At 48.1% G+C, this 21,949-nt stretch carries 20 protein-coding genes; 13 read left to right on the forward strand and 7 right to left on the reverse strand.

Features of this window, described 5'->3' with window-relative positions:
- Positions 1-109: 109 nt before the first annotated feature.
- Positions 110-2,818: a PAS domain-containing hybrid sensor histidine kinase/response regulator gene (locus tag ACT89M_RS02560; RefSeq protein WP_253498235.1), complete on the forward strand. Its 2,709-nt coding sequence runs from the start codon at positions 110-112 to the stop codon at positions 2,816-2,818.
- Positions 2,819-2,985: 167 nt separating this feature from the next.
- Here the strand turns inward: ACT89M_RS02560 and ACT89M_RS02565 are convergent, their stop codons facing one another.
- The gene (locus ACT89M_RS02565) at positions 2,986-3,939 is read right to left on the reverse strand and encodes an L-lactate dehydrogenase (protein WP_154891411.1); all 954 of its coding nucleotides are present in this window, start codon (positions 3,937-3,939) and stop codon (positions 2,986-2,988) included.
- A gap of 557 nt (positions 3,940-4,496) precedes the next feature.
- Between ACT89M_RS02565 and ACT89M_RS02570 the strand changes: the two genes are divergently transcribed.
- From ACT89M_RS02570 to ACT89M_RS02585, 4 genes are all read left to right on the forward strand, one after another.
- On the forward strand, positions 4,497-5,195 hold the full coding sequence (locus tag ACT89M_RS02570; protein ID WP_154891410.1) for a hypothetical protein: 699 nt from the start codon (positions 4,497-4,499) through the stop codon (positions 5,193-5,195).
- 151 nt (positions 5,196-5,346) lie between these two features.
- Positions 5,347-6,165, forward strand: a complete 819-nt coding sequence (locus ACT89M_RS02575; RefSeq protein WP_308722982.1) for a serine/threonine protein kinase — start codon at positions 5,347-5,349, stop codon at positions 6,163-6,165.
- 587 nt (positions 6,166-6,752) lie between these two features.
- On the forward strand, positions 6,753-7,499 hold the full coding sequence (map, locus tag ACT89M_RS02580; protein ID WP_090918710.1) for a type I methionyl aminopeptidase: 747 nt from the start codon (positions 6,753-6,755) through the stop codon (positions 7,497-7,499).
- A gap of 290 nt (positions 7,500-7,789) precedes the next feature.
- Positions 7,790-8,803 carry an NADP-dependent oxidoreductase gene (locus tag ACT89M_RS02585; protein ID WP_090918707.1) on the forward strand — a complete coding sequence of 338 codons (1,014 nt, stop codon included), beginning with the start codon at positions 7,790-7,792 and terminating at the stop codon, positions 8,801-8,803.
- Positions 8,804-9,102: 299 nt separating this feature from the next.
- Here ACT89M_RS02585 and ACT89M_RS02590 read toward each other — a convergent pair whose 3' ends face one another.
- The 3 genes from ACT89M_RS02590 to ACT89M_RS02600 all read right to left on the reverse strand — a co-directional run bounded on the left by ACT89M_RS02590 (position 9,103) and on the right by ACT89M_RS02600 (position 11,883).
- Entirely contained in the window at positions 9,103-9,588 is a 486-nt protein-coding gene (locus ACT89M_RS02590) for a CcdC family protein (RefSeq protein ID WP_186809802.1), read from the reverse strand.
- 997 nt (positions 9,589-10,585) lie between these two features.
- Positions 10,586-11,161 (reverse strand): TetR/AcrR family transcriptional regulator, encoded by a 576-nt coding sequence (locus ACT89M_RS02595; RefSeq protein WP_487344981.1) that lies wholly within the window; start codon positions 11,159-11,161, stop codon positions 10,586-10,588.
- Positions 11,158-11,883 carry an MBL fold metallo-hydrolase gene (locus ACT89M_RS02600; protein ID WP_308722980.1) on the reverse strand — a complete coding sequence of 242 codons (726 nt, stop codon included), beginning with the start codon at positions 11,881-11,883 and terminating at the stop codon, positions 11,158-11,160. The genes ACT89M_RS02595 and ACT89M_RS02600 overlap by 4 nt, the downstream gene beginning before the upstream one ends.
- A gap of 429 nt (positions 11,884-12,312) precedes the next feature.
- On the opposite strand from ACT89M_RS02600, the gene ACT89M_RS02605 reads away from it, so the two are divergent.
- Both ACT89M_RS02605 and ACT89M_RS02610 read left to right on the forward strand, forming a co-directional pair.
- On the forward strand, positions 12,313-12,774 hold the full coding sequence (locus tag ACT89M_RS02605) for an RrF2 family transcriptional regulator (protein ID WP_308722979.1): 462 nt from the start codon (positions 12,313-12,315) through the stop codon (positions 12,772-12,774).
- A 235-nt stretch (positions 12,775-13,009) separates the two neighbouring features.
- Complete coding sequence (locus tag ACT89M_RS02610; RefSeq protein WP_090918698.1) at positions 13,010-13,636, forward strand: nitroreductase family protein; 627 nt, start codon at positions 13,010-13,012, stop codon at positions 13,634-13,636.
- Between the two features lie 338 nt (positions 13,637-13,974).
- Here the strand turns inward: ACT89M_RS02610 and ACT89M_RS02615 are convergent, their stop codons facing one another.
- Positions 13,975-14,658: an S-layer homology domain-containing protein gene (locus ACT89M_RS02615; RefSeq protein ID WP_154891404.1), complete on the reverse strand. Its 684-nt coding sequence runs from the start codon at positions 14,656-14,658 to the stop codon at positions 13,975-13,977.
- A 107-nt stretch (positions 14,659-14,765) separates the two neighbouring features.
- Entirely contained in the window at positions 14,766-15,614 is an 849-nt protein-coding gene (locus ACT89M_RS02620) for an AraC family transcriptional regulator (RefSeq protein WP_186809801.1), read from the reverse strand.
- Positions 15,615-16,042: 428 nt separating this feature from the next.
- Between ACT89M_RS02620 and ACT89M_RS02625 the strand changes: the two genes are divergently transcribed.
- The 4 genes from ACT89M_RS02625 to ACT89M_RS02640 all read left to right on the forward strand — a co-directional run bounded on the left by ACT89M_RS02625 (position 16,043) and on the right by ACT89M_RS02640 (position 19,519).
- On the forward strand, positions 16,043-17,128 hold the full coding sequence (locus tag ACT89M_RS02625) for a sulfate ABC transporter substrate-binding protein (protein ID WP_154891473.1): 1,086 nt from the start codon (positions 16,043-16,045) through the stop codon (positions 17,126-17,128).
- A 139-nt stretch (positions 17,129-17,267) separates the two neighbouring features.
- The gene (gene cysT, locus ACT89M_RS02630; RefSeq protein WP_154891402.1) at positions 17,268-18,107 is read left to right on the forward strand and encodes a sulfate ABC transporter permease subunit CysT; all 840 of its coding nucleotides are present in this window, start codon (positions 17,268-17,270) and stop codon (positions 18,105-18,107) included.
- A 135-nt stretch (positions 18,108-18,242) separates the two neighbouring features.
- Positions 18,243-19,121 carry a sulfate ABC transporter permease subunit CysW gene (gene cysW, locus ACT89M_RS02635; protein WP_154891401.1) on the forward strand — a complete coding sequence of 293 codons (879 nt, stop codon included), beginning with the start codon at positions 18,243-18,245 and terminating at the stop codon, positions 19,119-19,121.
- Positions 19,122-19,279: 158 nt separating this feature from the next.
- Complete coding sequence (locus ACT89M_RS02640; RefSeq protein WP_090918685.1) at positions 19,280-19,519, forward strand: YezD family protein; 240 nt, start codon at positions 19,280-19,282, stop codon at positions 19,517-19,519.
- Between the two features lie 125 nt (positions 19,520-19,644).
- Here the strand turns inward: ACT89M_RS02640 and ACT89M_RS02645 are convergent, their stop codons facing one another.
- Positions 19,645-20,565: a hypothetical protein gene (locus tag ACT89M_RS02645; RefSeq protein ID WP_154891400.1), complete on the reverse strand. Its 921-nt coding sequence runs from the start codon at positions 20,563-20,565 to the stop codon at positions 19,645-19,647.
- Positions 20,566-20,849: 284 nt separating this feature from the next.
- On the opposite strand from ACT89M_RS02645, the gene ACT89M_RS02650 reads away from it, so the two are divergent.
- Positions 20,850-21,443 (forward strand): sugar O-acetyltransferase, encoded by a 594-nt coding sequence (locus ACT89M_RS02650; protein ID WP_154891399.1) that lies wholly within the window; start codon positions 20,850-20,852, stop codon positions 21,441-21,443.
- 41 nt (positions 21,444-21,484) lie between these two features.
- Positions 21,485-21,898, forward strand: a complete 414-nt coding sequence (locus tag ACT89M_RS02655) for a GNAT family N-acetyltransferase (protein WP_154891398.1) — start codon at positions 21,485-21,487, stop codon at positions 21,896-21,898.
- Positions 21,899-21,949 lie beyond the last annotated feature (51 nt).

Genomic DNA, 21,949 nt, shown 5'->3' on the forward strand with positions numbered 1-21,949 from the left:
TAGTCAGGCGAACATGGTTATTCGAGGGTAAGACTGTTACAGCCGAAAATGGCGCATATGTAATGTGATGAAGAAAGAAGATTTTGGCTGAGAAAAGAGGGGTAGGCCTTTGGATCATAATAAAACGGAAACCCTGAAACGAATTATTTCTGAGGGTAGCTCTTACCGATCATTGTTTTTTAACCACCCGGATGCCATCTATGTGATGGACATTAAAGGGAATCACATCGATGCTAACCCTTCGTTTGAACGGTTATCTGGCTACAAGATTGAAGAGCTTGCAGGGGTGAGTCGGGATCGCATCAGCCCGCCTGAGAGTGAAAATAGAAGAGTGCAATTCATCGAAGATGTTCTGGCTGGACGTTCAGTCAGCGAAGCGATGGCTTTTTATCATAAAGATGGCTCTGTGAAACATGCACAGGTGACCTATATACCGATTACAGAAGGTGATGATGTCGTCGGCATCTATGGTATTGCCAAGGATGTGACGGATAAAGTAATCATCGAACAGGAACTGCAACAGACTCAAGAGAAATATCAGGTATTGGCCGAACATGCGCAAGATCTGATTACAACCTGTGCTATAGATGGTGAACTCTTGTATGTCTCTCCATCTGTTCGTGCACTGCTTGGTTATGAGCCGGAGGAAGTCGCAGGGAAATCGTTTAAATCCTACTGTTACCCGGGAGATTATCCGGACCCTTTGCTCATTTCTAATATTGGTCATGGCTGCAAGATGAGAGTGTTACACAAAGATGGGCATTACATCTGGATGGAGACATTGGCGAAGCCCGTGACCGGGGAACATGGCAAAATAACGCAAATTGTGAGCATTAGCAGGGATATTACCCAGCAGAAAGATGCTGACAGACGTCTTCGCGAAAGCCGTGAGCGGTACAAGTCATTGTTTGAATATAATCCAGCTGCGGTATACTCCCTCGATCTGGAAGGGAATTATAGTGCTGTGAACAGCAATATGGTGCAAATGCTTGATATTCCGCGTAGCAAACTCATCGGGCAGTCCTTTCTGTCGAACCTGGATAAACGAGAACTGCAGAAGGGGGAAACTGGATTTGAGCTCGTGAAGCAGGGGAAGCCTCAATACTATGAGACTCGTGTTGTAAATTCCAGTGGCCGGAAGATCGAAGTTTCGGTAACGAATGTGCCGATTATTATAGATAACGAAGTAGTTGGTGTCTACGGTATAGTATCAGATATAACGGAGCGCAAGGAGTACACGGAGCGTATTCAGGAGCTGAGCAAGCAGCATGAGTTGATCCTCAATACCGTTACCGAAGGAATCTACGGTCTCGATGCGGATGGCATTACCATGTTCATGAATCCGGCTGCGGCATCCATGTTCGGTTATGAAGCTCATGAATTCATTGGTAAAAGTTCACACCCGATTATCCATCACACGCGTGCAGACGGAAGTTATTTTCCGAAAGAAGAATGTCCGATTCACATGACGGTGCTCGATGGACATGCGCGTTCAGTGACGGAGGACGTGTTCTGGAGAAAAGACGGCAGTAGTTTCCTTGTACAGTATCAAGTAACTCCGATTATTGATGAGGGTCAGATTCGTGGTGCGGTCGTTGTTTTTAATGACGTTACCGGTGAACGTGAAATTGTTCGCGCCAAGGAAACGGCTGAGCTCGCTGCACAAGCCAAGTCCGAGTTCCTGTCTCTCGTCAGTCACGAAATCCGGACACCGATGAACGGCATTGTAGGAATGACTGAGCTATTGGTGGGTACAGACTTGTCAGAGGAGCAGCGAGAGTACGCCCAGATTATTCAAGAGAGCGGCGATGCATTGCTGAACATCCTGAATGATATTCTGGACTTCAGTAAGCTGGAGTCTGGTAAAATGGCCCTGGCCTACGAGCCGTTCTCGCTCCGCAAGATGCTGGAGCAGGTTGCGGAGCTGTTCAAGCCACGAGCAGACGAGAAACATCTGGATATTCGTTTTCGTCTGAACCCGAATATTCCTGATTATATGGCGGGGGATTCGATGCGAATAAGGCAGATTCTGGTGAACCTCGTTGGCAACGCGCTGAAATTCACAGATCAGGGAAGTATCGATGTCACGGTGGATATCATTAAAGGAAGTAAACCTGAGGATAGTGTACTGGATTTTGCTGTGCAAGATACGGGGATTGGTATTCCTGCGGACAAGCAGGATCAGTTGTTCCAGTCGTTCTCTCAACTACATCCAGTAATTAACCGCAAATACGGCGGAACAGGACTTGGGCTGGTGATCTCCAAGAGACTTGTTGAGATTATGGGTGGAAGCATCAGTGTGGAGAGTACGGAAGGAGAAGGCTCCGTTTTCCGGTTTGCTATTCCGACGACGCGAGTTGAAGCATCAGGTGAAAAGTCAGCAAGTGAGTTCCAGCATGACCGTACACGTCAAAGTGACAAGGTGGCTATGCGTATTCTCGTAGCAGAAGATCATCCGGTCAACCGGAAGATTTTACAGGAATATTTGGAGAAACTGGGCTATGAGGCCGATGTGTGCACGAATGGAGTAGAAGCGATTGATGCCATCTCGCAGAATGCCTATGATATTGTTCTGATGGATATCCATATGCCTGTAATGGACGGTCTGAAAGCCACGAATCTGTTGCATCGGTTAATTCCTGAGGATCGGATTCCCCCGATTATTGCCGTTACGGGCAATTCGAGGCGGGAAGATAAAGAGGCCTGTCTGGAGATCGGCATGCGGGACTTTATCAGCAAGCCGGTGATGCTAAGTGAACTGAAGCGGGTCCTCCAGCAATGGGGACCGTCTGATGAGCCGCGGATTGGGCCTAGTTAAGTAGAGATTCATATGTGGATCATTGGATTGAGCCCAACGGATTAAAAAGATAGTGTAGCAGAACAACCTTCATGTCCACAGTGTGGTGAAATGAAGGTTGTTTTTTTTGTTCTATTTTGCAACAAGCTCGCAGTGTAGACCTGTTCCTACTCAGAATTTACGAAGGCTTAGGCGATGGTCAGGCGGTTAATATTACCGGATAAAATTTCACAGGAGCGCTCGAATTTCTCAATCTCCGCTTGATCGAGATTTAATTCGATAATCTCTTGAATACCGCCCTCCCCAATGATTGCAGGGACTCCTGCACAAACATTCCGCTGTCCATATTCGCCATCAAGAATCGCGGATACAGCGATGATTTTATGCTCGTCATTCAGGATGGAGCGAGTAATATGGGCAAGTGCATTCCCAATGCCAAACTGGGTTGAACCTTTGCGAGTGAAAATTTCCCAGCCCGCATCCTTCGTTTTTTTAGCAATATCGTCCAGATCCAGATGTTTGAACCGTTCCTTGTGTTGATCCAAAATGTGCAGAATAGGCTTGCCACCAATGGTAACATGGGACCAGGCTACGAATTGGGACTCGCCGTGCTCACCGAGTGCGTAGCCGTGTACGCTGCGCGGGTCGATGGAGAATACCTCGGATAGCAGTGTTTTGAGCCGTGAAGAGTCGATCGAGGTTCCCGTCCCGATGACACGCTCACGCGGCAAACCGGACAATTTCCATACCATATACGTAACAATGTCCACGGGGTTGGCTGCGACAACGAAGATTCCGTTAAAACCACTGTTCATGATCGGAACTACGATATCTTTGGCAATAGACTCTGCTTCCTCCAGAACGTCGAGTCTTGTCTGTCCAGGCTTCGGATTGGCTCCAGCGGTCAAAATGATGACATCCATACTGCCGCAATCGGCATACGTTCCTGCGTATACTTTCGTTCGATTGTGTGTAAAGTCCATGCAATGGGAAAAATCGAGTGCCTGTGCTACCGCACGGTCATACGTCCGATCGACCATCATAATCTCCCTGCATATCGATTGATTGATCATCGAATATGCACAACTTGAACCTACAAGACCTGCCCCGATGACCGCCACTTTCCCTGATTTGCCTAACACTGCCTTCAGCCTCCGTTTACATTGGATTTATCCATTACTTGATTATTATTATGTTAAGTATAGTGCTTTATTTTATGCTGAAATTCAATTCTACGTTACATAAGATAACACATGAAAAAGCAATACAGCAATGATTCCCTCTGTCGCGGGAGCGTATTGGAGTAATGGAGTTAACAAAATTGACATCAATTCGATGCATTCCGAAATTTAGACGGCATTTGCATGTACCGTTTTCGACACGACAGCATTCCTGTAGCTTGTCGGATGGAGGGGCTTTTATGCGGAATATATACCTGACAAAAGTTCTTATGAATCCCCAGAAACAGAACTAAACCGTCAAAGGGTTCTGCAAGCAGATTGACGAATACTTACCGACATGCAAGAGAGAAGCACTGGCGGGTCACATGTAGAAGGTTGTTTTAGGATTGTTTAAGGTTTCATGTTCACAGTCCATGGTTGTGCAAGAGAAAGGTCACCCGATCCGATGACAGTTCGTTGCAGGAGCGCTAAAGTCGTGATTTTGCAAGCCAAAAAGACTTCATACCGGGAGGGAATTCATGATGATTGAAGAAGTAGGAGCAACGACGGAAACGGCCAAGAGCCTGGGTATAGGTGCCAGTACTCTTCGTAAATATGCGGCAGCACTTGAGGAGCAGGGATATCGTTTCGAACGTTCTGCGAATAAATCCAGATTGTTCAAATCCGATGATATCGAGTGCATTGAACGTCTGATGACGGAGCTTAGAGAGCATAACCTGCCGCTGGCTGATGCAGTGGTTACGGTGCTATCCCCGGCAGAAGGGAAAACAGAACAGCAGTCTGTCCAAGCCATACGTGAGCATACAGAGCAGGAGTGTGCTGCAACCAGTACGGTCTTATCTGGATCTAATCCATTACCGCCGTTGGAAGTGGATCAGTACGGTCAATTGAGATCTTATGAAGGACTCGGCCAGCTTGTAAGTGAGGTTACCTACGGTGCGGTTGAGCCCAAGCCGGAAGAGGACGATCGCGTGCAGGTGTTACAGCACCGGGTGGATGAACTGGAACTGACACTCCAGCATCTGGCGGAGACTCATCTTGCGCTCCAGGAACAGATGGAGAAGCAACGTCAGTGGATGAACGAAAAACTGGAGGAAGAACGAGATCGCGAACTCGTGACCAATTTGCGCAGCTATCAGGGGCGAAAACGAAAGTCCAAAATCACTTCACTCCGTATGTTGTTTGGTTTGATGCCAAAGAAACATAAAGAAGCTTAAATGAATCTGCATTATGGATGATCGTGATTTCACATATACAGCCTGCTATAATTAGCTCCAATACAACATGAAGTCCAGCCGCTGATCAGCCGTTTCTCATGACAGGACAGGAAACCGGATCAGGCATCAGATAGCTGGCGTGGGAGGCAACGTGGAGCTGGGGAGAAGCTGGCAAAGATTGATCGGATTATTTGCAGACCGTCCTGGGCGGCAAGGAATAATCATAGGGGATCGTTATGTGATACGGGAGCTTCTAGGCATGGGGAGTTACGGACTGACCTATCTGTGCGTGGATCAGCAGACGGGAAGGGAAGTCGCGTTGAAGGAATCGAAGCCGAGTAAGGGCAGACTTGCTGCGCGGCTGCTGAGCAGGGAAGCGGATGTGTTACAGCATTTGCATCATCCAGCAATCCCTAAGCTTTTGGATACCTTTAACGTGCGAAGACGGAATTATATGGTGACAGAGTATGTCCGGGGACAGACGCTGGAACAATTGATCTTCGAAGAAGGTCAGCAATATACAGAGCGTGAATGCGTGGAACTCGCTTGTCAGCTACTAGTTCCGATAGCTCATGTACATCAGCAGGGATTCATTCATGGCGACGTGCGAATCCCTAACGTCATTGTACGAGAGGGACGAGTACATTTAATTGATTTTGGCCTGGCAAGACGCTTGGGGGAGCCGTTGTTGCCAGAGTTAAAACGCCGAATGAAAGATGTGCCTGAGCCTGAGGATGAACCGGCTATACCTGATCAGGATTTGCAGGATATTGGTCACTTTCTGCTTTTCATGCTGTATTCGGCCTATGAGCCTCAGAAGGGTAGCGCACCTGCCAGCTGGCAGGAAGAGCTCCAGCTTACGCCTGCACTGCATGAGATGCTGGAGCGGCTTCTCGGGCTTCGTCCGGGTTATGAGGGCGGGGCAGGAGAGTTGCAGCGTGAGATGGATCGGTTGAGACCGTTGCTGTAGAAGCAGAAGAGCGGAGTAGAAGTGTTATAAACTAAAAAGCAGGGGTGTTCCGAAGGCCGTGTGTACGGTATCGATGGAACACCCCTTTGTTATATCTGGTGGTAAAGAGTCAGGTTCAAGCGAGAGCGAATTCGGGACCGACGTAGAGTCATATCAGATTCAATCGTTTAGCTGGAGCTATACTTTCTGCTTTTGTAATATCCTGATCCATGGCGCTGATCCCTGTACTTCATATCAGATGAGGAATAGCGCTTGTAGCCGCGTTTGCCAGAGGAACTGCTGTATTTTTTATAGGAACGTCTATTGGAAGAACTGTAACGTTTGTGTTGAGATGAGGACTTGGAGTCGATGAGTTTGCCTATGAGTTTCTTAAACATGAGTCGTTCATCCTTTCGTTTTCAGTTATTTTTATGCTAATACGTGGCTTGCCCAAGAGGGGTTTCGTGTTTTTGGAGAAAAAAATACTCATTCATTCACAGCTTGGCGTATAATAGGATGTTGCCTCAGTTATCGGAATTTTTTATTTTGAGCGTTTCGCGTTACAATAGAAGACAGGATAAGATCATAACGGACAAGGAGTAGTTGGCATGATCATGATAAAGACGAAAGAACAGATTGAACAAATGAGAAGAGCTGGAGAAATTCTGGCTGCGTGCCATAGAGAAATTGCAAAACTGATTCGTCCGGGAATCACAACACAGGAGATTGACCAGTTTGCAGAGGCATTTATGAAGAAAAATGGCGCTATACCGGAGCAAAAGGGCTACAACGGGTACCCTTATGCGACATGTGCGTCGGTTAATGACGTGATCTGTCACGGTTTTCCGGGAAAATACGTGCTGAAAGACGGCGATATCGTTACCATCGACATGGTCGTGAATTTGGATGGATGGCTGGCGGACTCGGCTTGGTCTTATGCAGTCGGAAATGTAAGTCCTGAAGCGCAACATTTGTTAGACGTGACGAAAAACTCTCTATACAAAGGCATTGAGCTTGCTATTGTCGGTAACCGGATCGGAGACATCTCGCATGCCATTCAAACGTATGCTGAAGGAGAAGGACTGTCCGTGGTTCGTGAATTTATTGGACACGGTATTGGAGAGAAGATGCACGAAGAGCCGCAGGTTCCTCACTACGGCCCACCGCATCGCGGTCCGCGGCTTAAAGAGGGCATGGTCATCACCATTGAACCGATGTTGAATATCGGAACATTCCGCAGCAAGCTGGATTCGGATGGTTGGACTGCACGCACTTTGGATGGAAGTCTGTCCGCTCAGTATGAACATACCATTGCCATTACAGCCGATGGACCGGTCATTCTGACTGCGCAATAAGATGGGGTAGGGATTCAGATGGGTGGACTACACACAGATGTAAGGCTATTCGCCCAGAATGAAAAGATTGTGTCATTTCACTATTGGCTAATTCATTTTCACTGTGCTGTAAGGTTGGTTTAGAGCTATAATGTGACGAAATTTGTATATTTCCGGGCGGCCCACGTTTGTGATCCGCCTGTTTCGGTTTAAACTATTATGAAGATCAACATAGAGCCAGTGGTGTGCCTGTGTTACTGCAGATGACAAGGGCTGACCTTGGAGCCACTGGGAATCAGGAGGTTATTTTAATGAGTGTAAATAAACAGATCGTACTGGCGTCCCGTCCTGAAGGGGCTCCATCCAAAGAGAATTTTGAATTCGTTGAGGCATCGCTACCTGAACCGGAAGCTGGGCAAGTGCTGGTTCGTACATTATATTTGTCGGTCGATCCGTACATGCGGGGACGAATGAAAGATACGAAATCCTATGCACCGCCGTACGCCCTGAATGAAGTCATTAAGGGAGGAGCGATCGGGCAGGTTGTGGAATCATCCGAGCCCAATTTACGCAAAGGTGATCTGGTGACGGGGATGTGGGGCTGGCAGCAATATGCTGCGGTCAATACGACGGATCTGTCGCTGATTGATTCGGACGAGGCTCCAATTACAGCTTATCTCGGTGCATTGGGTCTGACAGGTTTGACCGCGTATTTCGGCATGGAGGATATCGGCAAACCCAAAGATGGAGAGACCGTTGTGGTCTCTGGCGCGGCAGGAGCTGTGGGGATGATCGCAGGTCAGATCGGTAAAATCGTCGGTGCGCGTGTGGTTGGTATCGCAGGTTCTGACGATAAATGTACCTATCTGAAAGAAAAGCTTGGTTTCGACGTTGTGCTGAACTATAAGACGGAGCAAGATATGTCGGCAGCGATTGAAAAGGCTTGTCCTGACGGAGTCGACGTATACTTCGACAATGTTGGCGGCGATATCTCGGATGCTGTACTGCGTCATATCAATCGGAATGCCCGTATTCCGCTGTGCGGACAGATCTCGTCTTATAATCTGGAGAAACCGGATATCGGCATGCGTCCACAAACACTGCTGCTAACGAACACGGCGCTGATGAAAGGTTTTCTGCTGGGCGACTACACGAAGTCTTTCAAGGAAGGACGTGCTAAGCTTGCTAAGTGGATTCAGGAAGGCAAGCTGCAGTATGAAGAAAATATTGTGGACGGCTTCGAACGGACGCCGGAAGCTTTCATTGGACTCTTCTCTGGAGATAATCTGGGCAAGCAGCTAGTGAAGGTTGCAGACCCTGAATAGATGGATTGAGCGAGTAAACTTGGGTTGATGGATGAGTACATTCATTCCAACGATTAAAGCGACTTCCGCATAACAGTTCTGATTAAGTCGTTGCAGCCTGCAAGCAAAAGACACGTTCTTGGCACCTTTTGATGGTGTGTTGAACGTGTCTTTTTAAAATGATGTTGATGTCGATTGATGTTATCGATAAGTTGATGTGATCAATGTGATTGGTAAATGCTTAATACCTTGATTGTCTAATTTCTTATTGCTCTAGACCTATAAAAATCAGGGTAGTGCCGGGAGATTTTAGCTACCGTTTAGTTCTGAACAGCGAGCACTTCCTTGTAGTGTTTGTACATATATACACGCCAGCGCACAATCATACCGAACGCCAGCAGGAAGAACAGGCCGCCTGTTTGCGGAATGCTGACATATCGCTGGATAACTTCATGCAGAATCAGGCGTACAGCCAGAAGTCCTAGCAAAATGAAGGCAAAGCTGCGGGAACGTGTGGCAAAAATCTCTTCTCCTACGCGTTCAAACTTGGTGCTGCGAATGAGAGGATACGAGAAAATAAACCAGCCGACCAGCAGAGCGATGAATGCCCATAACCATGGAACATGGGTCTCCGGTACAACAAACATAAAAAAGCCTGTGCTCATGCCGAGCGGCGGAATAATAATTTTACGGATGGTGACCGGCCGGTGGCTGGCTTTCATACGAATGAAGATGGCAAGTAAGGCCATGACAAGCATGCCAACAGTCGCCCCGATTTGAAGATAGTACGGAGAGATTTGAGCCACGTAAACGCCCTCTTTCTACAATGATATGTAATCCGTTCAACCGGATAAGATACAAAAAGACCTGATTTTTCAGTTCCTATTATAGCACAAACACAGGAAATCGATAGAATACATATCTTTTAAAAATGCAGGCAATGTTGATCGTTTTTTATTCGGAAAATATGTAAGAAGTGTCTGAAAACTCTGAAGAAAGCTGATTTTGCCGAATGTTCATTCCAAGCAAGGAAGTTTCCCGCAGGCGTATCGGGACACGTCAAGGGAAAGTGACGTAGCAGGGGGCGGAAAGGGGGAAAGATGCACTTCAGTAGGTTTCAAGACACGCTCTAGTATTGTTCCCGCTGAGTTGTCGTTTATTCGAATAAGGAGGAAATTAAGCAGATGTACTAACAGATGTACTAATGGCTGCACTAAGAAGGGATTACTGCAACAGATGGACAGGCGTGGGATGGTGTATCTAAACTTATTAACCTCCTGCTCCTGTTCCTGGGCACAAGCTATGTAGGCTAACGATCACCAGGAAGCTTATTTGCCGCATTTTCTGCTTCTTTTAATTCTAACGATCAGGAGAAACCTTATTTTGTGAATTCTCGGTCTGTTATATGGTTTCTAACCGTTTTTTGAGAGAATAGCGTCTCTGGTGATCGTTAGAATTCCAAAAGGCTGTTTATCGGGCATGTAAGCTCTCTGGTGATCGTTAGAATTCTGGCAGACGCATGGAAGTCTCACTTTGTTGAGAGGAAATTGTAGTAGGTCGGACAGATTCAACGGATCAGGCGACGGAGGTTAGCTTAGTTGTAGGCATGCTTCGCATGAAGAGGGGCACCGCGTGAGCCAGGAGCTACAAGCGGTGCGGGAAACTTAGTTCGTTTGATTAGACAGACTTCTATTACTTGGTGTAGCTCAGCTTCCGAAAGTATCATCCTTCCTTCGGTTGCTTACGAGTGTCTCGGCGGTTTTCTCTTGCTCGGATATTTAGGAAACTTAGCTTTGTCCTCATTTATATGTCTTCGGACAGGTGGCGCAGCCCGTGGAGAAAAGCGGATACGGTCAGACGCAGGCTATCGTCCGGACTGAAATCCATGCCGAAGCCGCCTTGTGCCTCAATAGAGGCAAAACCATGGCAGAGGCTGCGCAACCCCCGAACAGCATGCAATGCTTGCGCTTCGGTGAGGGGGTATGGCTGCAGGGTATGCAGCAGCATGTCCAGCAGAGCTGTTTTGCATGCCGCGAGCTGCGGTTCATTCAGGTCGGGCGCATGGTATGAGGCTTCGTAGAGCCCGGGATGCTGGCGAACGAAGCCGATATAAGCAGCGGCGATGGCTTGAATGGCCTCGTCGCCGGTGCGATCCGCCGTAGCCTCGTTGACGGCAAGGCTAAGCTGTTGCACTGACATCAGCGCCAGTTCCTGGCGAAGCCCGGGGAGCCCGCTGATGTGGTTATAGAGCGACGGCGAGCGCACATCCAGCCGCTTCGCAAGAGCGGCCAGGGTCAGCGCCTCAAAGCCGTCGCTGTCCACGATCTGAATCGCAGCGTCAAGCAACGCGCCGCGATCCAGACCTTGCCGGGGGCTCATCGCTGCCCCCCGGCTGGTTGCAGTCGCTGCTGAGCATCAGCGACTGCCGCGCGCATGGCCGCCGCGGGCTGGCGGAGCATTCGTCCGTGGCCAACGGCCAGCACGGACGGCTCCAGCTCCGCCAGACGCATCCCGCTGGCTAGTGCCGCTTCGCGATTCCACGTGGCCAGCGCAGGGAACGGGAAGAGCGGGCGCACGCGGCCGGACACGGCGAGGCCCCCGCGCACTTGATACGCATCGCCGGCGATCAACACTCGGCTGCGTGTATCCATGAAGGCCATATGCCCAGGCGTATGGCCTGGAGAAGCAATAGCGACCAGCGATCCAATCTGGTCGCCATCTTCGAGCAGGCGATCCGGCTGCGTACGGATGCCTTTGGGCACACTGCCGCGTACCGGGGTCTGCGGCTCGTGCGATAACAGCGATGTGTCCCCGGTTAATAGTTTGGCATCTCGGCTGGAGATGCATACCTCAGCATCGGGGAGCGCATCCTTGAGACCATCAAGCGCCCCAACGTGATCCGCATGGGCATGGGTCAGGATGATGGTGGTGATGGGTTTCCCCAAGGAAGCGGCTGTCTCCAGAATACCTTTTAGACTGAATGGCATGCCTGTATCAATCAGGGTCAGGCCTTGTTCCTCTTCAACAAGATAGACATTTACAGGGAAGAGGCGGGGAAGAAAGGTGACTTGGTAAACATCGAATTCACGGGTGATCCGCATCGGAAATCCTCCTAAAACTAATGATGTTAGTAATATAACTAATGCCATTAGTTTACGCAATATAAATTTTCCTCATAACCGGATAACTCCTGAATCAGCTTAAAATCAAACTTTACAAAAAAAGCGTTTTCAAAATGAAGATTAGCGATTATAATAATCACGTAAGCCCTTTCATATGTCTATCTTATTGGAGCCCTTCGCGAAGCGAAAGGCTCACTTTTTTATGCATAGAACGTTTTCAACAACCGTTTTGAATCAGCGTTCGGCAGATTACCAAGAGAGTGTAAGTATTGATATAACAGGGAAATCTATGATCAAATGACGTTCAGGAGCAAGTGTTGACAAACATAACTGTTATTCATATAATGACAGTTATACTTACCTTGGAATGAAATTCATCGGTGTTGTATGCCGGGAAGGGAGTAAGTTATGAACAGCGAATTTACCATTGCGGTGCATTGTCTTGTTTTTCTATCGATGAGAAGCGAGTGTATGGCCAACAGTGAAGACCTGTCTCAAAGTGTGGGCACACATCCGGCCAGAGTCCGCAAGGTACTGAGTGTTCTGCGCAAACATGGTTACTTGACGACCAAAGAAGGTGCTCATGGGGGATACTTGCTTAGTCGACCAAGTGAAGAGATCAAGCTTGGAGAAGTGTACAGACTAGTTGCTGGAGGTTCGCTCGGGCCAAGCTGGTGTTCAGGTGAATCGGGTTCGCCGTGTAAAGTTTCCTCTAATATGCAGGGTGTGATGGGGGCTATATACGATGGAGGGGAAGAAGCGCTGAGCGCTTATTTCGACCGCATATCCATCCTTGATGTGATGCAAAGCATTGAGCGTGGAGAAGGTCCTTTTCCGATGGAAGGGGTATGTACCAAAGAGAAGATCTGAATGCGTGCTGTCAGAGTCATGGCTCCTGGGAGAAAAGTGTAAGAGATACGTATGCTCCGGTGTAAAAGAGGTTGAAAGTTGGGTAATTCCGGGCATAACGTGAACACAGATGGGGAGCGTTCGTCTGCGCTGATGTTATTTTCGGAAGGCCTGTGCTTGGGGCGGAATGGCTTTCAAGGCGTGCTTTGCGAACGTAAAAATATAATATTCCAAACAGAACTAAGGAGTGGAACACATGTCCGTTACTGAAAAAAATGAAACACTTAGCGTTATTAGCGAACGCCACGCAGTTAAAAAGTATGAAAAAGGTTTTGTATTGCCGGAGGCTGACCTGAACGCAATCTTGACTGCAGCTTCTGAAGCCCCGTCTTCCTGGAACCTGCAACACTGGAGATTCCTCGTGATTGAATCCGAAGCAGACAAAGCAAAATTGCTCCCGATCGCTTACGGACAAACTCAAGTAGTGGACAGTTCTGTTACGATTGCCGTTCTCGGTGATCTGGAAGCGAACCGCAATACATTCATCTACGATCAAGCTGTTGAAGCTGGCGCATTGCCTGCTGAAGTTCGTGACGCGTTGGTGGGTCAAATTAACGGTGCTTACCAAAGCCCGCAAATCGCTCGTGATGAAGCAATCCGCAACGCTTCTTTCGCTTCCCAAAACATTATGCTGGCAGCACGTTCCCTGGGTTATGACACTTGCCCAATGGGCGGATACAACCCACAACAATTGATCGAAGCATTCAACATCCCTGCACGCTTTGTACCAACTTTGCTGATTACTGTAGGTAAAGCTGCTGAGCCAGCTCGTCCATCAGGTCGCTTCCCATTGTCCGAAGTGGTTGTAAAAGGTTCTTTCTAAGTCTATCTAAACGTGAATTATAGGCAGTAATATTCTAAGCGAGTACATCCTCTTATTGGAGGAAAGTACTCGCTTTTTTGCTATTTTTACAGACCGTCGGTATGCAATTTCTAGTAGAACACCAGTTGATTTTTTTAGATCCGTATCAGGAGGATGGCTCGCTTAAGGAAGATTTGATCCTACGAAGCTCGGATTTAACCGACCTGGGAAACCAGTTTTTCTTAGAGGTTTTCCCCAAGTGTCTTAGAATCGCACTGAGGCTGTACACAAAACCCCGCACTTTCTAAAGAAGAAAGATGCGGGGTTTGCCATTCTATTCTTTTATCCTGAGATACCATTTACTTCTCCGGTGTTTCCGGGATTTGCGGTGTGAAGAAGGATTTCATGTGCTCCATGGCATTGTACATCATCACGGCAGCCTCAGCACGAGTAATGGTTTGTTTCGGATGGAACTGTCCTTCCGCATCCAGCGCGCTAATCTTCAGCACCAGAGAACGTTGTACGGCACCTTGGTACTCTGGTGTAAGCTCATTCTCGTCCGCAATGTCTACCGGCTGGATTTTGATCATAGGCAGACCACCTTTGGCCTCAATCGCTTGCATGAGGAACAGAGTGTACTGCTCACGAGTGAGCGGTTTGGAAGGATCAATATTTTGCGGAAGCTTGATACTGTTGTACTGTGCGCGGATGAAAGCATCGCTGTACCAGACACCGTCTTTTACAGCAGAGAAATAATCACTAGGCACAGGCATTTTAATAAAACGAATAGCATTCAGGTTTAAGTCCAGTCCGTCTACGATCAATTGAACGCCTTGAGCGGTACTCAGCTGTTCTTCTGGTTTGAACAAGTTATCGCTAACCCCTTTAATTAATCCATTCTGATGGAGAGATTCGATTTTGTCTGCACCTGGAATACCTTGAATATCCGTAAATTTGGACGGCGCAGCATGGAGAGGGCCCGCACTTAAGGAGAGTGTAAGCAGGGCTCCTACTGTAAGAGTTGCTATAATATTTTTCTTCATTTCGGTGTCGCCTCGCTTTTCCAGGAAGTTCATATCCCTTTGTTTTAAAGTGATTTGCCCCTATAGACGACCCTTTTGTTCAAAAGGTTGCTGAATTTCCCACAAATTTATCCTTTGGATTGGTTCCGGTAATCCGTGGGGGATTGACCCATCATTTTGCTGAACAGTCGTGAAAAATAGTACGGGTCACTGAACCCCAGCTCGGAGCTGATCTGTTTGATTGTCCAATCGGTAAAATCAAGATAACGGCAGGAATGCTGGATTTTGAGCCGTAAGAAATAATCGATGGGTGAATGACCCGTCACCTGTTTGAACACTTGGGAATAATGCGGCACGGACAAGCGGGCATGCGCTGCCAGTTCCTTGAGTGTAACCCCGCTCTCCAGGTGCTCCAGCATATACTGTACAGAATACTCGGCTGCTTGTTTGCTGGTCATCACTCCGTTATCTGTCGCAGAGGCATAGGAACCGTAAGCAAGCAAGCCCAGCATGTAACCAATAATCTGTGAGGCAAAGGTCATCGTTTGCAGCGAATATCCGGTTTCGAGTGCGCCGTAACACTCATGAAAAAGCTCCAGCCATCGTTGTGCCTTCGCAGGTGGCATTGTTGTAATTTGCTGCGAGATCAAAGATTCGATATATGCATGGGCGTGTTCGCCGCGCAAGTGAAACCAGTGTATACTCCACGGTTCTTCCGTGTTGGCACCATAGATATGAGGAACGTGGGCGGGCAAAATAATCAGGTTCCCCGGTTGCACCTTGCAGGTTTTACCCTGCTCCAGTTCATACCAGCCTGAGCCTTCCGTGCAGTACATCAGAATGTGGGAGTCACATCCTTCGGGGCGATCCCGATAATGATGCTCTGCTTCATGGAAATATCCAATATCCGTAACATACAATCCCGATGTCACCGGGGAAGCAGCCGCTTCCATCAGTAATGATTCGGGTAGCACCATTAGTTTTTGCCGGCGGAATCCGTCTGATTTACGTAACAGGGGTGGTCGGTGTGTTGGTCTCATATTTTATATTATGGTGAGGGAGGGAAGTGGAGTCAATGTTGCGGTATTTCGGTAAAAAACGGAAAAAAAACGTTTGACAGTCATATAGACTGCCTTTATTATACGTATATAACTTACTAAACAGGTAGGAATAATAAAAATGACTGCAAACACTTGAACAGCATAACGTTCTCACCGTATAGACGGAGGAACACCGCAGTGCATTTTACCGATGAAGCATACACGACTTTAGGGGTCGGTATGACTTGATGAAGGGAAGAATGCGCAGGGGGTTCCTCCGTCTTTTTGTTCTTTTCTGGTGCGTATCGCTGTTCTGCCGACCTGTAGTTGATCATGCAAGTTTATATCGGGGGGAGTGTAAGATGATGAAAAAGAGAGTTCACAAAGGAATTCTGATGGGGCTGGCATTGGTGTTAACGGGGGTGCTGGCAGCTTGCGGATCAAATAACGACGGGTCAAGTGCAGCGGGCGCAGCAACAGGAACGGGGACAGATGGGAATAAAGAAGGCAGCAAAGCAGTTGAACTGCTCAATGTCTCCTATGACCCGACAAGGGAACTTTATGAGGAATATAACAAAGCATTTGCCGCCCATTGGCTGAAAGAGAAAGGCCAGGAAGTGACCATCAAACAATCTCACGGAGGTTCGGGTAAACAGAGCCGTTCCGTCATTGACGGACTGGATGCAGATGTGGTTACACTGGCACTGGGCTATGATATCGATGCGATTGAAGATAAAGGTCTGATTAATGCAGGCTGGCAGGACAAATACGAGCACAACAGTTCACCATACACGTCCACGATTGTATTTCTGGTGCGCAAAGGCAATCCGAAAGGCATCAAGGATTGGGATGATCTGATCAAAGGAGATACGCAGGTCATTACTCCGAATCCGAAGACATCAGGCGGAGCACGGTGGAACTATTTAGCGGCCTGGGGTTACGCGCTGAAGCATAACAACAACGACGAAGAGAAGGCTAAGCAGTTCGTGGCAGAGCTGTTCAAACATGCCCCTGTGCTTGACTCGGGTGCTCGTGGGGCGACAACGACATTTGTGGAACGCGGCATTGGCGATGTATTGCTGGCTTGGGAGAATGAGGCATTCCTTTCTGTCAAAGAGTTAGGGCCAGACAAATTTGACATTGTCGTGCCTTCTATCAGCATTTTGGCTGAACCTCCTGTAGCGATCGTGGATAAAAATGCGGATAAAAAAGGCACTCGCGACGTGGCAGATGCGTATCTCAAATACCTATATAGCGAAGAAGGCCAGACGATTGCTGCCGAAAATTACTACCGTCCTACGCTGGATAGTGTAAAGGAAAAATTCAAAGATCAGTTTCCGAAGCTGGAGCTGTTTACGTTAAAAGATGTCTTTGGTACTTGGCGGGATACCCAGGCCAAACACTTCAAAGATGGCGGCATCTTTGACCAGATCTACGTGCCGGGTAGCTAAGAATAACAGGGCAACAGCATCCGAAGCGAGTAAAGAAATTAATCAAAGCAAACCAGTCAAAGTAAATCAAACAAAGCATAAATTGCGCTGTACGCAGCCAACCAGCCTAACCGGCTGACGGCAGAGAGGATGAATAGGCATGAGCAAGGTTATCGAGGCCCGGGGAAGGCGGACATTGCCGGGATTCGGATTAACGATGGGGTACAGCGTGCTTTACCTGAGTCTGGTCGTGCTGATTCCGCTGACGGCACTGTTATTCAACTCCACGGGATTGACCTGGGCAACGATGGTGGAGGTGGCTACCAATCCAAGGGTGCTGACTTCGTTCCGGGTCAGTTTCCTGACAGCTGGTGCGGCGGCACTCATTGATCTGTTCCTGGGCCTTCTTCTGGCCTGGGTGCTGGTTCGGTATGAATTCCCCGGTAAGAGATTGTTCGATGCGGTTATTGATCTTCCGTTTGCGCTACCCACGGCCGTAGCCGGGGTGGCTCTGACAGCGATCTATGCCGGGAATGGATGGATCGGACAATTTGTAGAACCTTTGGGCATCAAGCTGGCATACTCTCAAGTGGGAATTACACTCGCACTTATGTTTATCGGCATCCCTTTTGTCGTGCGTACGGTACAGCCAGTGCTGGAAGAGCTTGAAGCTGAGGTCGAAGAAGCAGCTGCGACGCTGGGTGCGGGGCGATGGCGGATATTCCGTGCCGTTTTGCTGCCGGATCTCGTCCCCCCTCTGCTAACGGGGTTTGCGCTGGCTTTTGCACGGGGCATTGGTGAGTACGGTTCGGTCGTATTTATTTCAGGCAATATGCCGATGAAAACGGAAATCGCGCCGCTGCTCATCATGTCCAAGCTGGAGCAGTTCGATTACGCAGGGGCTACAGCGGTAGCCTTGTTACTCTTGTTGATCTCATTTATCCTGCTGCTCATCATCAACTCTCTCCAGCGCTGGAGTCGGAAGGCCGGGAGAGTGTGATCGCAGCAATAGTAGAGCCAGAAGTGTGCCTGATCACTTCACATTCTGTCCGTGCGGCTTGCCCATTCGTGGTGGCCCGGATGGATTTACATTGCCACAATGTGGCGCAATCACCAAACCGAAGGGGGTGTACATATGGCGGGTTCTGTTCCCCTTAGTCCTGTTCCACCTGTAAAAACCGGTCTCAGTACAAATCGTGCCACAACAGAAGCACCTTGGGTAAAATGGCTACTGATCGGACTTGCGAGTCTCGTCCTGATCTGGTTGCTGATCCTGCCACTGGTCATCGTACTTATGGAAGCGTTGAAGCAAGGCTGGGGGGTCTACATCGCTGCGCTGACGGAACCGGATGCCTGGTCTGCACTGAAGCTGACACTGCTGGTTGCCGCAATAACTGTTCCACTCAACACGATCTTTGGCGTGGCAGCGGCTTGGGTCATCACCAAGTTCCAATTCAAAGGTAAAGGACTGCTCATCACACTGATTGATCTTCCCTTTTCCATCTCGCCTGTCGTTGGCGGTTTGATCTTTGTCCTGGTGTTTGGCTCAAACGGATGGTTTGGCCCGTGGCTGGCAGAGCATGATATCAAAATCATTTTTGCACTGCCGGGAATTGTGATTGCGACGTTATTTATTACCTTTCCTTTTGTGGCGAGAGAGCTGATTCCGTTGATGGAAGATCAAGGCACGCGAGAAGAAGAAGCGGCTGTAACACTTGGAGCCTCCGGGTGGCGCATCTTCTGGAGTGTGACATTACCCAATATTAAATGGGGGCTTCTCTACGGAATTATCCTGTGTAATGCACGTGCTATGGGTGAATTTGGAGCAGTGTCGGTTGTATCCGGACATATTCGTGGAGAAACCAATACCTTGCCACTGCACGTCGAGATTTTGTATAACGAATATCAGTTTTCAGCCTCATTTGCCGTCGCTTCCCTACTGTTAATCTTGGCTTTAGCTACGTTGCTACTCAAGAGCTGGCTTGGTCATAAAGCAGTTGCAGAAAAGGCATAGTGTGGATCAAAATATCAATTGACAGCTGCTGGAAGCCCTGATATGGTATAAACCAAGTATATAGGTTGGATAAGAATGAATTATAATTCAATACTTTAAATGACAGGTACGTACAGGATGAATAACGGGTGTTAGCCCGAGAAGAGGAGGCGGCTCAAGTGGCTAAGCCGTTAAAAGTGGATGAGGTATGGTTAAACCGAATTGCCGGACAGCTGGATGACATGGAATTTGGTTCATTGCATATTGTGGTACATGAGGGACAGATTGTGCAGATGGAGCGTACCGAGCGCAAACGTTTTGAAAATACGTCCTCAGGCAATGCCTCCAAATCTGGCAATACGGCTAGAAGCAACTCCGCCCGTTCCGTTCGTGGATCGAACGCGAGTGCGAAAGGATAATCCTTTTTCATCTTATCCTAAGAGCATTTCATATGAAAATCCTGTGTGTTACATGGTTGATTTTAAAAAATAAACAGGCTATCCCTGTCGTCGTGATGACTTAGGGATAGCCATTTTTGTGTGAACTAGTCGGACGCCGATACAGATCTGCGAGGTGTCACAGGGGGAGGGGAATCCTCTACAACAGCTCCATGTACTGGCGTAGTCATACGGCTATTGCTACTGTTTTCATCTGTTTCAGCATGTCCGGCATATGGGCGCTCGCTGCGGGAGCGTGATCCAGTTAATCCGAATCCGGAGACAAACAGAATGAGTTGCAGAGCAAGGGCATAAGGGGCCGCCGCAAGTCCGATCAGATGAAGCAAAGAGCAGAGTGCGATCAAGAGTGATAGCCATTTGACCAGAGCTCCTGAAGTGCCACGCTTGGGGCTGGACCAAAGCAGGTAACCGTATAGTATCGTAAGCATGAGGGAAATGGCCTGAAACCATGGTAACAGGTTATCCCAGGAATCTACGGGGGTACTAGTGATACGCTCTGTGTAGAACAGGTATCCGATTAAAAGTGCTGTGGCCGTGAGTGCGGCAGGTTCAGCTGCAGGCCTGAGAATGTTCCAGATGGCACTGCCCCAGTGCACCGAATATGTATTTCGGCTGAATTCATCCGATAGTGCAGTGCACTCCCGTTCAAGTGCTTTATGCATCAGAGCAAGCCTGGCGGGATCTTCATTTTTAACGCAGTCACGAATCTGATCCTGAAGCTGCGGGGAGAGGCATGAGGCCGCTTTGCAGGCCTGCATTGCTTGTAACAACTCATGATGTTCCTGTGCGGGATCTTCATATTTTCGTTGTTCCCAAATGGTAAGTAGTCCCAAAAGGCCTGTGCTTATGTATAATGTATCTCGTATCCTCTGCATATGCCTTTCATGGCTTCGCCGAATTTCTGTGGCTGACCATAGATAAGCTGCCAGAAGCAATGCAACAACACCAAGCAGTATAAACGTAGCATCGGGATGTGATGACAGGTTATCCAACCAACGTTGAAACACAACATTTCCTCCTTTACAACCAACTTGACGTATCTAAACACGCTTTTACGCAAGCCTTCTCTCACTATTACACAGGAAGTAGATGAATTCAAGCAGTTAGAGCATGGAATTGTACGATATATGACGCTTTTATTTAATTAGATATGAAGCCAGTTTACTTGCAGATTGCGTGTGGAGACTGGAAGGTAAACCATGGGAGATGATCCATTCTTAATTGGAGAATTCCTGGTTTTTTGTTAGGATACATCTGTATGAAAGGAAATCAGGTTCTGGAGGAAATTAGCATGAAATGGACAGAGAAAGAAAAGGCTCAGAGGGGTTTGCTTTACGATAATAATAACGATAAACAGTTGATTCGAGAGCGTACTTATGCGAAGGAAATGTGTTATGACTATAACCAGATTCGCCCAAGTAATCTAAAAGACAGAGAAATACTGATTCAGAAGCTTTTTGCGAAAACCGGGGAGAAATTTCTGATTGAGCAGCCATTTTATTGCGATCAGGGATATAACATTGAAATTGGAGACCATTTTTATTGCAATCATAATACTGTCATGCTGGATGCGGGCAAGATCAGTTTCGGAGATTATGTATTTATCGGGCCCAATTGCGGCTTTTATACACCTGAGCATCCTCTTGACGCGGAACAGCGAAATCAAGGTTTGGAGGTTGCTCTACCCATCTCGGTAGGAAATAATGTTTGGATAGGTGGAGGGGTATCTGTTCTGCCAGGGGTCACCATTGGGGATAACACCGTTATTGGTGCAGGAAGTGTAGTTACAAAATCTATTCCTGCCGGCGTTGTTGCTGCTGGGAATCCATGCAGGGTGATCAGGGAAATTACAGAGGAAGATCAACATAAATATCCACGCGTTTGATGCAGGTCAATAAGATACAAGATCAGAAAGGGGAGGAACAGATGAACGAGGTGAACATTGAACATGCACCGCCGGCTGCGGTTGAATATTTGGCACTGCGGCAGATTGCGGGGCTGAGTCCGATGAGCCGGGAGGGGGCTGAGATAGGGCTGCCTCGCAGTTTATTTGCGGTGTGTTTGCGAGAAGCCGACGTTCTCATCGGGATGGGACGTGTCATTGGGGATGGTGGTTGTTTTTTTCAAGTGGTCGATATTGCAGTGCATCCTGATCTTCAGGGGAAGGGCTATGGGAAACTGATCATGATCGAAATTATGAACTATTTGCGTGAAGCCGTGCCTGCGAGGGGGTTGGTCAGTCTACTGGCTGATGTTCCTGCGGATCGCTTGTATGCTCAATTTGGCTTTGAATATACAAGCCCGAAATCGGAAGGCATGTGGTGGAGGCAGGGGGAATAAAGTATAAACCGGAAACCGCCAATACAGCAGGTTCAACAAAAATAGTTACCG

The sequence above is a fragment of the Paenibacillus sp. NN59 genome (genome assembly GCF_057597225.1).